The organism is Niallia sp. 01092 (assembly GCF_052318935.1).
Classification (GTDB): domain Bacteria; phylum Bacillota; class Bacilli; order Bacillales; family Cytobacillaceae; genus Niallia.
The window spans coordinates 1-12,184 of record NZ_JBQRKO010000002.1; the positions used below are offsets into that span (position 1 = coordinate 1).

The following is a 12,184-nucleotide window of genomic DNA, read 5'->3' on the forward strand; positions in this document are numbered from 1 at the left end:
GCTGCCCTTTTTCCTCCTTGTTGATTAAAAATTTGTGCTAATTTTGAATAAGACTGGCTATAAATATAGTTGCTTTGTGTACTTTGTTCGTATTTATCTAAGGGTAAGTTAGAAGGCATTGGTTTAAGATTATCCAAATTTCTATACTTTAAAAGCTTATTACCCTTAGGCATAAAAAATAACGAGCTAGCGATTTCAGCAAAGCCTTCGTCTAACCATGCATTCTTGTAAGGGTCATTACTAACTAGGCCATAAAACCATTGATGAGCAATTTCATGTACAATTATTTGCTTGATAATATCTTCGTTATAATTGTAATCATAAATTGAAGCTGCTGTTACTATTCCCGGGTATTCCATTCCATTTCCATCAATTATAATATCAAGTTGTTTGTAAGGATAAGTACCTATTGTCTTTTGAAAGTATACAAAGGAATTGGCAGCGATTTTAATATATTCTGCTAAGTTTTCATCAGTTCCATTCATAGTAAATACTCTTATATTCACATTATCTACTTCTTTTTGCATAATTTGAGGATTTTTTAACAAAGCAATAAAAACGTCTTTTACATTATTAATCCTGAACAAACTCTTATTCTTACTAGGAAATATATCATTACTACTCGTAGTGACAACCGTATATTCTTTAGGTATATCTAAATTTATTTTAAAGTTGCAAAATGCTGTATGGTAAGATTCCCCATTAAATGAATAATCCTGTTTATTCCAATCGTTACGATATGTGGGAACCATAGGATACCATTGAGCAAGGTGATAATTAGAACCATTTTTTGTGAATCTGAACCCGTTTTTAGGTAAAGTAAAAGTATAGTTCATTTTAAAGGTGATGTTTTCTTTATGTGGAAGTCTTTCTTTTAGAGGAATACTGAGTTTATCCTTAATAAGAGTATATACCGCTTCTTTATTGTCAATTTGAATAGACTTTATTTTCACTTCAGAGGGGGAATCTAAACTAGGTGAGTTTTTATTTACGAACATATTTGGAATAAAATATAAGGTTAAATTATCCCAGCTTTCATTCGAAATATTTTCAATATTAATAGAAACATTAGCAGTGAATAATCCGTCTGTATCCATAACTAAATCAATATTATAGTTACTTTGACTTCCAGGTGATATAGTTTTTGGAGTATAGTTACTTTTGCTTAATGTTACTTTTGCTTCATTAGAAGTTAACTTTTTTTCTTTGTTAAAAAAGGTACATAAAATAATAACAACAGAGATTAATGATAACATAGATACAAATAATTTATATTTTTTCACTTACCTCTTCCCTCCTCCATTTTAATCAAATCACTATTTAAAAATATATTCTACTTGAAAACCTTCAAACCTCTACATATATTAAGTTTCTTTAATTGTATCTGTAGTGAACTTTAAAAGAAGATTATCAAAAATTTATTTTATTCTCATTTTCAACTATTCCCCCTTCATCCGTGATTATCAATAACCTTGTCCATTATTATTCCTATACACTTTTTTCAACTCCTAAGTATGCTTTCCTCCTAGTTACACACAATAAAGTAAAAAGGAGTCATGTATGAAGAATTCAGTTAAATATCTCATTGTAATTTCGCTTATTCTTTCTTTATTTTTTTATACGTTTCCTCTGCAACATAGTCATGCTTCTCGTTCTGCAAACGCTGCAATTACTACGAAATATTATCAAAACAATAAAAATTTAAAATACCCAATTGTATCAAACATACACAATAAAACCGCTCAGTCAAAAATTAATGCAGTTCTGACTGCTCATATAAAAAAATCAGCAAAAGCCTATCATCAGCTGATGCAACAAATGGAAGAAGATAAAAAAAAGGATTTTTGCAAAGATTCCCCTTCTCGTTGTCAGTATGAATATGTTACTAATTTTGAAGTGAAAAATAACAAAAAAGATAAACTGAGCATTCTATTTTTTGATTATCAATTTACAGGTGGAGCTCATGGAAATACAGTCGTAACTTCTTATAACTTTTCTTTAAAAGATGGTCATCTTTATTCATTAGATGATTTTTTCACATCAGCCAAAACGTATAAAAAGGTAACCTCCTATGCAAAAAATTATATGCTAAAACACCCTGACATTTTTTATCCTGATCCAAAGGAATTTGACTCTTTTCAGATAACGAATCAAACACAGTTCTATTTTGCAGATGACGGTTTAAACTTAATCTTTCAGCAATACGAAGTGGGTCCATATGTTTCCGGACATCCCGTTATCAAGATTCCTTCCTCCCTGTATAGCAAGTAATAAAAAAGCGAAGAAAAGCAATATTACTGCTTTTCTTCGCTTTTTTGTTTTTCAATTTCCTTTTTTAATTTAGCCTCTGGTGCGAATTGCTCTTCCCAATGCGGCGGTTTTATTATTTTCCCATCCTCTTCTCTATATCGAGGCTTTCCATCTTCAAATAATTTTCCCATATTGGCATCTTGAACAATCTTAAATAAATTAAACGGCTTTACACCAGCAATAACAAAACTTCCTTGATTGAAATATTCAATATCTGTTAATGCATCCATTTGCGCAACAAGTACATCTTCAACTGGTTTTTTTTCTTTTAATATTTTCTTCGCTGCATCGTTTAAACCAGAAAGAAATCCTGCAAATAACGTATTAAATGACTCTTCATTACCATTTGCAGTTGCATATAAAAATTCAACCAATTCTTCACCCGTCCACACAGCACGATTCAGTGCCGTTTTTTCATTTAAAGCGGTTGGAGCTTTTGCTACTTCATGACCAAACGCTTCATGAAATTCTTTCACCATATCAAACATTTTATTATTTTGACTCATAGTATCTCCCTTAAACATCTTTTTTGAACAGCACCTATTTTACCATGGATGACATTACTAGTATCATCTTTTTTAAAAAAAGTAGCAGAAGAATTTTAAGCGCAAGTAATTCTTTTATATAACAAGATGTTTTCTTACGAACTTTATATAGTTTATCATACTAGCAAACATTGATTTACTAGTATTTAAGCTCCTGTTATAATACTAATATGGAAAGAGGTGTGTGATCAATGGAGATATTTAGTATTCGTGAGTTAACCGAAGTAATACGTCATGTCGAAATGGAAGGTCAAGGGGGTATTTTCAAAGAAGAAACTGGTCTGCAACCGAAGAATCATCCTAAAGAATTTCTAAATCGAATGAAAAATTATTGTACGGATACGCAATTATTAAAAAAAATTGCTGCATTAACCGAGGATGAAGCACTTCATATATTTGTAAAATCCGTATACGTCGTTCGTTTAAAACAACTAGAAACCACTCATCACCTTGAAGAAAATAGAATTATTGATGAAGTATTTGCCGATTATTTAGTGGAAACTCCTACACTTACATAATGGTAATATTACAACAAAACGTCCCAAAGAGTATGCTCACTTTTCGTACAATCGGAAAATCCGGTTATAAAAATTGATATACTTTCTTTTGGGACATCTCTTTTTCTTCTACAACTAGCAATCATTTTTTTAACCCCCTTCATCCGACATGATCAAATCTTCCTATACGTCTTTATAATAGATTATTAATATTATTTCCAACTATTGTGAATGATCTTCTTTTTCCTTTTGAAAATATTATATCCTATATACGCCCCCTTAAAAATTTTACTCATTTGTAAAAACGTACAAAAAACTAAAATTGTTTTCCGCCCAAAAAATAGGTAAAATAAAGTGAATCTTTTTGAAATTCTCTTTGTCTGAAAGGAAAGTTGTCTCCATGGAAATTCGTCAGCTTAAATATTTTATTGAAGTAGTAAAACAAAAAAATATAACAAAAGCATCAGAATCATTACATATTTCTCAGCCTGCCCTAAGTAAAGTAATAAAAAGCCTCGAGGATGAAATTGGCATTACGTTAATTCACCGCTCCAATAAAACACATGAGTTAACTGATGCTGGTCAAATTGTATTTGAATATGCAAAAAAAATTATCGCTCAAGTGGATGAAATGTCTACCACCTTACTTGATATGACGAATTTAACGAGAGGAAGTATTAACATTGGCATTCCTCCGATAATTGGGAGCTTATTCTTTCCAAAAGTAATTGCTGCATTTCATCGATCTTACCCAAACATACATATTAATATTAGAGAATATGGCGCCGCAAAAGTTGCCAAAAGTGTAGAAGCAGGAGAATTTGAAATTGGTGTATGTGTTCTGCCTGTATCCAATGAAGCGTTAACTATTTTTCCACTTGTTCAGGAAGAAATGAAATTAATTGTGAATGAACAACATCCTTTATCAACGAGAAAAGTCGTCCATTTAAAAGAATTAAAAGACGAAGAATTTATTTTTTACAGTGAAGAGTTTGCTCTTTATGAAATTATGAGAAAAAGATGTATTCTTGAAGGATTTGAACCTAATATCATTTTTAAAAGTTCTCAATGGGATTTTATAGTGGAGATAGTTGCCGCAAATTTAGGAATCACGATGCTTCCACAATCAATTTGCAATAGAACAAATAACAAGCAAGTTCGCATTATTGATTTAAAACCTGTAACAAAATGGGAGTTAGCTATTATTACAAAAAAAGATCGTTATCTTTCTGTTGCTGGAAAAAGATTTATTGATTTTATGATGAAAAAGGAATGAATAGTAAGTGCTCACTTTTACAAATATACCGTTGACAGCAATTTTAACTTTGTAGATGCATTATTACCTTCATGAAAACCATTACATGATTACCATAACTTTTAGTTATATTAAATATAATATCTATGTATTTTACGAATAACAATAAAAGTCGTATGATTAATTTATCAAAATTAACAAGAAATTATTGGTATGTCTTTATTTTTCTTATGGGAAGGGAAATGATCATTTGAAGTTTATTGTTATTATTGGGCAAATTTTATTTATCCATGTCTTTCTTTTTATCGGAATGGCAATTAAATTGGTCGTACCTGTTCCTATTCCAGCTTCCATGATAGGTTTAATCATATTATTAGTTTGTTTACTAACAAAAATAGTCAAAATAGAATGGGTGGAAAAAGGTGCAGCTTGGCTATTGGCAGAGCTATTATTGTTTTTTATCCCATCTGCAGTTGGAATAGTAAACTATGAGGAAATTTTAAACATGAAAGGAATTGAAACAATATTATTAATTGCCGTAAGTACATTTGTTGTAATGCTGGCTACTGGCTTTACTGCTGAAAAAATTTACAATAGAAAGAGACGTTTTTCCAAATGAAAATAATCTTTTTAACAGCACTTACGTATTTATTTTATCTTTTCTCAAAATGGGGCTATAAAAAGTTGGGTAATCCATTATTTAGTCCCTTGCTTTTAACACCTTTATTATTAATCGCTTTTATTACAACTTTTCATATTTCAGCAGGAAGTTATTTGCAATCTTCCAAAATCTTAACCCATTTATTAGGACCCGCGACAATTGCGTTTGCTGTACCCATTTATAAGCATAGACTATTATTAAAAAAATATTATATGGTTATATTAATAAGTGTTACAACTGGAACAATAGTGGCTATTATCTCTTCTTATTTCTTATCTTTATTAATTAACTTGCAATCAGATTTTATTATCAGCATCATTCCTAGATCTATTACAACACCGATTGCCATCGAAGTTTCGGAAGAAATTGGCGGGCTGCCAACTTTAACAACCGTTTTTGTTATCTTAACAGGGATAATAGGCGGAATAATTGGACCATATGCAATTAAGTTATTAGCGTTGAAATCTTCTATTGCGAAAGGATTAGCACTTGGTATGGGTGCTCATGGTGTAGGAACGGCCAAAGCAATGGAATTTGGAGAGCAAGAAGCAACTTTTTCAACGTTAGCAATGATCTTAGCAGCAGGGATTACAGTTATATGGGGAGGTTCTTTAATTCCCTTATTAATGAATGTGATCAGCAGCAGTTAAAGTTTTATACTAAAATAAAAATATCTTTAGGTATGTGAACAAATGTTGTTCACATACCTTTTTTGTACAACATATTGTTTCCATCCAAAAAGAAAAGGATAAAACCATAATATCTGGATTTATCCTTTTTATAATCGGTCAACACCTATCAACTAATGAACTTAGCTAACCTGGCGCTTACGCTATTACTTTGAATATATACTATTATTGTTAACAACTTGAAGTTCTCTTGTTGTTGCTACCATGTCACTTCCGCAAATTGGGCATTTTGGTGTTTCACTGCTTTTAAAATTGTCCCGAATCCAACACTTACACGTTTCTGATACACAATCCCAAACCATCACTTCTTCTTTAACAACTTCTTCGTTATTTTTTCTACCAAAACCCATTGCCAAATGAAGCACCTCCATGAAGCTTTTTTATAATAAAAAAACACTTGTCAACAAAGGAAAAGCAAATAAAATTCCTTACAACAAGCGGATAAAAATAAACTTATCTTTTTATTATAACATATTTCATATTTTTGTCAAGAACATGCATTTAATTCCTCTTTTGTACCTCATCATTTTACTCCCTGTAAAAACAGTTAGCTATCGTGGAAAGAATATGATATTATTTTCAAGGATAATAAAGAGTTTTTATAGGGAGATAAATGACTTATTAGATGAATAGTACTTACTTTATTATGTGAACGAACTGAGGAGGAAAATAATGAAAATAATGGAATATACGGTAGAAAAATTAAATGATCCAACAGGAATCCTTACAGGTGATCGATTTGAGTATTTTTTGCAAATTGAATTAGATGAAGAAGATGAACTTTCGACCATACAAGGTTTGCAGCTGAAAGTTTTATTTTTTGTAGAGGGAGAAAACAGCAAAATTTTAAATTATCACTTTTATAATAGTATGGAGGATAAATATTTAGATTTTGAATTAGATGAAGAAGAATTAGATAAGGTTTTTGTTTTCTGTAAAGAACATTATCAAGACATATAATCAAGAATATAGGCAAAATAATTAGGCTGATTGAAAATGGTTTACGTGATAAACGTTTTCAATCAGCCTAATTTTCGTTTATATGTATTTTCCTACACTTCAACCGTTTTGCCGTCTTCTATAATATGGTGCATTAAATGTGCTAAATAATGTATCGGCCCAAAATCATCTTCTTCCAACTCTTCTTCATCCAATTGAAGATCATTTAAATGTAGTGCGATAAACTGATAAAAGTCTTTTAATTCGAAGGAATAACAAGCTGCTGGAGCTTCTTGATCCTCTTCATATTGAAGGACAAGGTAAGACTCTTTCCCTTTTTCATCAACCGCATCAAAATAAATAAAAAAGCCAATATTCGTATTTAGTTCGAATAACTGTCTTGTACCACCGCTTGTTGCTTGATTAAAATCTTCTTCATTTAACTTCGTAACTACCATATTTGCGATTCCATCTTCTTTATGAAATTCAACTGTATATTCTTTCATAACATTTCACCTCTTTCCTTTCCATTGTAAACAATCTTAACCTTTATAGCAAAAATTAGTTATACAATCTCTTGATTCTTTTTATCTCCATCTTTTTTGTACGCTGTTTTCGTATAGATTGTTGTTATTTAACTCGTAGCCTGAATACACTTCGCTTTTCGCGGACGAGTGCCGAGCCTCCTCGTCGCTATGCTGAAGCCACTGAAAAAGTGATGCTATAAAATATAGTTAGTGACAATCCAAGTAACGAAGAAGTTTTCGTTCGGTTTTCCGAGGCTTACCACACGCTTTCCGCGGGGCGAGCGCCGAGCCTCCTCGTCGCTTTGCTCCTGTGGGGTCTCGCCTTTCTCGCTAATCCCGCAGGAGTCGTGCGGACGCCTCTCCTAACCAAAATAATGGTCGTTTTCAAACTCTCTATACCATTTTCACCCTAATAAATTTAAGTATTTCACCTATAATTTATCTAATTAAACACTTTTACAGTGCCGTCGCTATGCTCCTGTGGGGCCTGAGTCTTTCTCGCTTTTCTAAGCAGGAGTCTACGTGTATTCAGGCTGCTAAGTGCTTCAGCCATGTTTATTATTTTATTCAAAAACAACAAACTTTTAGAAAACATCCTTTTTGTAAAATCATCTTAATCCTGCCTATTATTTGGCTGAAATAAAGAAGCCCGCTAAAAAATTAGCGGGCGTTGCTTCTATAATGGTTAAAGTTTCGTTACTTTCACAGCTTGTGGTCCACGTCCACCTTGTTCAATATCGAAACTAACTTCTTGGCCTTCATCTAATGTTTTAAATCCTTCTGTTTCAATAGCAGAATAGTGGACAAATACGTCCTCTCCACCTTCTACTTCAATGAATCCAAAGCCTTTTTCAGAATTAAACCATTTTACTTTACCTGTTGCCATTTTACTGCCTCCTAGATTTAAATAAAGAAAGATATACTATATATCCTACATTTATTAATTTTACCCAGTTGGCTGATTTTTAATCGAAATGTATGGAAAAAAATCTAGTTCTTGATTCAGAAAATAATAAACAACGATAAAGATCAATAAAGGAAAGAATTATGCTTTATTACGACTTCTGCTTCTTCTTTCTCCACCTGAACCTTTGCGATTGCGGTCATAACTGCGTTCTCCGCCACGGTCATTGCGACGACGACGGCCACCACCGCTAGAACGGTCTTTTTTCGGCTTTTTGCTGCGTAGCGGTTCAACAGCTGTTAATTTAACTGGTGTAGCATCCGGCTCTTTTGTTAATAATTTTAATGCTGCAGCTAATAGTGTTACAGAATCTTGGTCTTCCAATAATGATTCCGCTACACGTTTATATTCTGCATATTGATTTTCTTCAATTGTTTTCTCAATTTTGTTGATAGTAGCTTGCTGATTTCCAGCTAAAACATCTGTTAAAGATGGAAGTGGCTTTTTCGCCATTTTCTTTTTCGTTACATTTTCAATAATACGTAAATGATCTAATTCTCTTGGAGAAACAAATGTAACAGCCAATCCTTTTTTACCAGCACGTCCAGTACGGCCGATTCGATGCACATAGCTTTCAGGATCTTGTGGAATATCAAAGTTATAAACGTGAGAAACTCCGCTAATATCCAATCCACGTGCAGCTACATCTGTTGCTACCATGATATCGATGCTTTGTTCCTTAAAACGACGGATAACTTGATCACGTTTTCCTTGAGGAATATCTCCATGAATTCCTTCTGCAGAATAGCCGCGTTTAATTAAACCTTCCACTACTTCATCGACGCGTTTTTTTGTGCGGCCGAAAACGATTGCTAATTCTGGTGATTGAATATCTAGAAGGCTGCATAATACATCAAATTTTTGACGCTCTTGCACTTCCATGTATTGCTGCTCAATATTAGTAACCGTCATTTCTTTTGCTTTTACTTTTACTAATGCTGGCTCTGTCATAAAACGTTCTGCCAAAGATTGAATTCGTTTTGGCATTGTTGCTGAGAACAATAATGTTTGACGGCTGTCAGGCGTTTCACTTAAGATTCTTTCGATATCTTCAATAAAGCCCATATTTAACATTTCATCCGCTTCGTCTAAGACGATCATTTTAATATCTTGCAAGCGAATTGTTTTACGCTCAATATGATCGATTAAACGGCCAGGTGTTGCTGCAATAATTTCTGGTTTTTTCTTTAATCCACGGATTTGTCGGTTAATATCTTGCCCTCCGTATATCGGCAATGTACGGATGCCTTTCACTGCACCAATACGGTTTAATTCTTCCGCAACTTGGACTGCTAATTCTCTAGTCGGCGCAATAACTAAACCCTGTACTGCTTTGCCAACTTCCACTTTTTCTAATAATGGCACACCAAAAGCTGTTGTTTTTCCTGTTCCTGTTTGTGCTTGTCCAATCATATCTTTTCCGGAAAGTGCAATTGGAATAGATTCTGCTTGAATTGGTGTCGGTTCTTCAAACCCCATGTTAGATAATGCTTTTTCTAAACTATTACTTAAATTAAAATCTGAAAAAGTTGTCAATACTTTTTCCTCCTTAGTTATTTGCTCTGAAATCGATACTTCTTAAGTAGGAATATGTCGAAGCATACAGAATGTTTTTATTGTTAAAGGGATTTAATGCCTTGTTCTCTTATAAAACAGAAAGCATCAATCATCTTTATTTTTCCCTTTATTATGGAAAATGAATCTGTTTCGAAAAAATATCTTTAGCAGAGCGTATTGTAATTTTATAATGTATAAATATATACTCTCCATTTTATTTCACTTTTTTTCATTTCCAGAATAATTAAGGTAAAATCATTCAAAACATTCGGTATACCTCGTTAAAGTGGGAATTATGTGGATAGAAAACTGATGAATAAAAAGGATGAATATAGTTAGAAGAATCATTTTTATTAGATATCCTTTGATTCAGACTAGAAGTTTTTAACTGAATCGCTGGAGTTAGACAGTAAAAAAGGTGATGCATTATGGAAAGGCATCACCTTTAAACTTTACAAAACTGGATTAAGCTTTAGTTACGTTAGAAGCTTGTGGTCCACGGTTACCTTCAACGATTTCAAAAGTAACTTCTTGACCTTCTTCTAAAGTTTTGAAACCTTCAGTTTGGATAGCAGAGAAGTGAACGAATACATCTTGACCTTCTGTAGACTCGATGAAACCAAAACCTTTTTCTGCATTAAACCATTTAACTTTACCTGTGTTCATTGTAAAACCTCCAAAAATGTGTTACACCTTTAAGCACCTAATATAATCTTTAGGAATCGATAAATCTTTGCTACATAAAAGGTCGTAGCCTTTAATGATGCAGGGATCAAAATCGCCTACATTTTATTGCAGCTACGACCACTTATCCATAAAACATATACCGAACTTAATAGCGTTAATTACATGATATATAACTTTTGACCATTTGTCAATCAAGTTTTATCGAAGTTATTATTATAAAATAATTCCCAATACTTTATAATAATGACAAGATTAAAAATAGAACATCTTACAAACAAGCTTCTGCTGAGTCCACCGTATGTTTCAACAGCATACTAATCGTAACTGGTCCAACACCACCAGGTACAGGTGTAATTGCTGATGCCGGTTCATAACATGCATCATAATCAACATCACCAATATTGCCTTTATTGTAGCCAGCATCTAAAATAACTGCTCCTGGTTTTATCCAGTCACCTTGGATAAAATTCGGTTTCCCAACTGCAGCAATTACTATATCTGCTTGCTTTACATGACTAGCAAGATCTGTCGTTCTTGAATGACATGTTGTCACTGTTGCATCTTCATTTAGCAGCAATGCTGAAACAGGTTTACCAAGAATAGGACTTCTTCCTACCACTACAGCATGTTTTCCACTTGCACTAATATTATAATATTCCATTATTTTTAATATCGCTGCAGGTGTACAAGATGGATATTTTCCAAATCCTAATGCAGTTTGTCCATAACCGAAGCTTGTAACGCCATCCACATCTTTGTCAATATCAATCGCTTCAAATGCTTTTCTCTCATCAATTTGATGTGGAACAGGATGCTGAAGTAAAATACCATGAACGTTTTTATCTTCGTTTAATTGATAAATTGTTTCTAAAAGCTGTTCTGTTGTCGTATCTTTCCCTAAATGAATTTTCTTTGAATCAATGCCAAGTCTTGCACACGCATTACCTTTCATTTTTACATATGTTTCAGAAGAAGGATCATCACCTACTAAAATAGTTGCTAAACATGGTGTTATTCCTTTTGTTTTTAATGCCGCTATTCTGTCTTTTAAATCTTCTTTCACTGCGTTTGCTACTACATTACCATCTAGTATTAGTTTCTCTGACATGTATATCCCTCCGGAAAAGTGTTAAAAGATGACTTGTCCCATCTTTTGCCCAGACGACCGGCGATACAAATACACAGCTCCCATATGGTTTATTCCATTATTGTCGTCAGTTACTGTGCAATTTACCTTTTACAAAGGTATCATAACACAGCTGCAGAGCATTTTGAATATAGTTTTTTCTTTTATTATTATACTTATGTGTGATTATTCTTTCGATTTTTATTTCCCTTATAAATCTTTATCTCTTCCAAATTCATTATATCCTTAATCTTTTTGGTTCTTTTCGTATAAATTGTTGCTTTTAAACGCGCAGCCTGAATACACATCGCTTTCCGCGGGCGAGCGTCGAGCCTCCTCGTCGCATACGCTCCTGTGGGGTCTCGTCTTTCTCGCATTCCCACAGAAGTCTACGTGTATTCAGTCTGCTAAGAAACGCTTTCTCAAA

At 33.0% G+C, this 12,184-nt stretch carries 14 protein-coding genes and 1 riboswitch; of the genes, 6 read left to right on the forward strand and 8 right to left on the reverse strand.

Features of this window, described 5'->3' with window-relative positions; translation table 11 throughout:
- The coding region (locus tag ACTXGU_RS01910) for a M1 family metallopeptidase (RefSeq protein ID WP_443479808.1) at positions 1-1,283 on the reverse strand (1,283 nt) is incomplete at its 3' end.
- Between the two features lie 277 nt (positions 1,284-1,560).
- On the opposite strand from ACTXGU_RS01910, the gene ACTXGU_RS01915 reads away from it, so the two are divergent.
- The gene (locus tag ACTXGU_RS01915; protein ID WP_443479809.1) at positions 1,561-2,271 is read left to right on the forward strand and encodes a DUF3298 and DUF4163 domain-containing protein; all 711 of its coding nucleotides are present in this window, start codon (positions 1,561-1,563) and stop codon (positions 2,269-2,271) included.
- Between the two features lie 23 nt (positions 2,272-2,294).
- Here the strand turns inward: ACTXGU_RS01915 and ACTXGU_RS01920 are convergent, their stop codons facing one another.
- Complete coding sequence (locus tag ACTXGU_RS01920) at positions 2,295-2,816, reverse strand: HAD family hydrolase (protein WP_443479810.1); 522 nt, start codon at positions 2,814-2,816, stop codon at positions 2,295-2,297.
- A gap of 230 nt (positions 2,817-3,046) precedes the next feature.
- Here ACTXGU_RS01920 and ACTXGU_RS01925 point away from each other — a divergent pair, with 230 nt between their 5' ends.
- From ACTXGU_RS01925 to ACTXGU_RS01940, 4 genes are all read left to right on the forward strand, one after another.
- Positions 3,047-3,373 carry a hypothetical protein gene (locus ACTXGU_RS01925; protein ID WP_443479811.1) on the forward strand — a complete coding sequence of 109 codons (327 nt, stop codon included), beginning with the start codon at positions 3,047-3,049 and terminating at the stop codon, positions 3,371-3,373.
- Between the two features lie 379 nt (positions 3,374-3,752).
- Positions 3,753-4,628, forward strand: coding sequence for a LysR family transcriptional regulator (locus ACTXGU_RS01930; RefSeq protein ID WP_443479812.1), 876 nt, complete (start codon positions 3,753-3,755; stop codon positions 4,626-4,628).
- A 229-nt stretch (positions 4,629-4,857) separates the two neighbouring features.
- Entirely contained in the window at positions 4,858-5,226 is a 369-nt protein-coding gene (locus ACTXGU_RS01935) for a CidA/LrgA family protein (RefSeq protein WP_443479813.1), read from the forward strand.
- Entirely contained in the window at positions 5,223-5,918 is a 696-nt protein-coding gene (locus tag ACTXGU_RS01940; RefSeq protein WP_443479814.1) for an LrgB family protein, read from the forward strand. Before ACTXGU_RS01935 ends, ACTXGU_RS01940 begins: the two co-directional genes overlap by 4 nt.
- Before the next feature lie 185 nt (positions 5,919-6,103).
- On the opposite strand, the gene ACTXGU_RS01945 is transcribed toward ACTXGU_RS01940, so the two are convergent.
- A complete protein-coding gene (locus ACTXGU_RS01945; protein ID WP_443480158.1) occupies positions 6,104-6,307 on the reverse strand; it encodes a cold-inducible protein YdjO-related protein in 204 nt (67 codons plus the stop codon).
- Between the two features lie 322 nt (positions 6,308-6,629).
- On the opposite strand from ACTXGU_RS01945, the gene ACTXGU_RS01950 reads away from it, so the two are divergent.
- Complete coding sequence (locus ACTXGU_RS01950; protein WP_443479815.1) at positions 6,630-6,917, forward strand: DUF6509 family protein; 288 nt, start codon at positions 6,630-6,632, stop codon at positions 6,915-6,917.
- Positions 6,918-7,009: 92 nt separating this feature from the next.
- Here ACTXGU_RS01950 and ACTXGU_RS01955 read toward each other — a convergent pair whose 3' ends face one another.
- The 5 genes from ACTXGU_RS01955 to ACTXGU_RS01975 all read right to left on the reverse strand — a co-directional run bounded on the left by ACTXGU_RS01955 (position 7,010) and on the right by ACTXGU_RS01975 (position 11,739).
- Positions 7,010-7,402, reverse strand: a complete 393-nt coding sequence (locus ACTXGU_RS01955) for a cytosolic protein (protein WP_443479816.1) — start codon at positions 7,400-7,402, stop codon at positions 7,010-7,012.
- Between the two features lie 706 nt (positions 7,403-8,108).
- The gene (locus ACTXGU_RS01960; RefSeq protein WP_443479817.1) at positions 8,109-8,309 is read right to left on the reverse strand and encodes a cold-shock protein; all 201 of its coding nucleotides are present in this window, start codon (positions 8,307-8,309) and stop codon (positions 8,109-8,111) included.
- A 159-nt stretch (positions 8,310-8,468) separates the two neighbouring features.
- The gene (locus ACTXGU_RS01965; protein WP_443479818.1) at positions 8,469-9,923 is read right to left on the reverse strand and encodes a DEAD/DEAH box helicase; all 1,455 of its coding nucleotides are present in this window, start codon (positions 9,921-9,923) and stop codon (positions 8,469-8,471) included.
- Between the two features lie 486 nt (positions 9,924-10,409).
- Entirely contained in the window at positions 10,410-10,610 is a 201-nt protein-coding gene (locus ACTXGU_RS01970; RefSeq protein ID WP_248559582.1) for a cold-shock protein, read from the reverse strand.
- A 289-nt stretch (positions 10,611-10,899) separates the two neighbouring features.
- Entirely contained in the window at positions 10,900-11,739 is an 840-nt protein-coding gene (locus ACTXGU_RS01975; RefSeq protein ID WP_443479819.1) for a bifunctional 5,10-methylenetetrahydrofolate dehydrogenase/5,10-methenyltetrahydrofolate cyclohydrolase, read from the reverse strand.
- Between the two features lie 40 nt (positions 11,740-11,779).
- Positions 11,780-11,863: riboswitch (ZMP/ZTP riboswitch) on the reverse strand.
- Positions 11,864-12,184 lie beyond the last annotated feature (321 nt).

Bases quoted from the DNA above. Each gene is read 5' to 3' on its own strand.
- ACTXGU_RS01920 (WP_443479810.1), bottom strand. From the start codon at position 2,816: ATGAGTCAAAATAATAAAATGTTTGATATGGTGAAAGAATTTCATGAA.
- ACTXGU_RS01950 (WP_443479815.1), top strand. From the start codon at position 6,630: ATGAAAATAATGGAATATACGGTAGAAAAATTAAATGATCCAACAGGA.
- ACTXGU_RS01960 (WP_443479817.1), bottom strand. From the start codon at position 8,309: ATGGCAACAGGTAAAGTAAAATGGTTTAATTCTGAAAAAGGCTTTGGA.
- ACTXGU_RS01955 (WP_443479816.1), bottom strand. From the start codon at position 7,402: ATGAAAGAATATACAGTTGAATTTCATAAAGAAGATGGAATCGCAAAT.
- ACTXGU_RS01940 (WP_443479814.1), top strand. From the start codon at position 5,223: ATGAAAATAATCTTTTTAACAGCACTTACGTATTTATTTTATCTTTTC.
- ACTXGU_RS01975 (WP_443479819.1), bottom strand. From the start codon at position 11,739: ATGTCAGAGAAACTAATACTAGATGGTAATGTAGTAGCAAACGCAGTG.
- ACTXGU_RS01915 (WP_443479809.1), top strand. From the start codon at position 1,561: ATGAAGAATTCAGTTAAATATCTCATTGTAATTTCGCTTATTCTTTCT.
- ACTXGU_RS01930 (WP_443479812.1), top strand. From the start codon at position 3,753: ATGGAAATTCGTCAGCTTAAATATTTTATTGAAGTAGTAAAACAAAAA.
- ACTXGU_RS01970 (WP_248559582.1), bottom strand. From the start codon at position 10,610: ATGAACACAGGTAAAGTTAAATGGTTTAATGCAGAAAAAGGTTTTGGT.
- ACTXGU_RS01945 (WP_443480158.1), bottom strand. From the start codon at position 6,307: ATGGGTTTTGGTAGAAAAAATAACGAAGAAGTTGTTAAAGAAGAAGTG.
- ACTXGU_RS01925 (WP_443479811.1), top strand. From the start codon at position 3,047: ATGGAGATATTTAGTATTCGTGAGTTAACCGAAGTAATACGTCATGTC.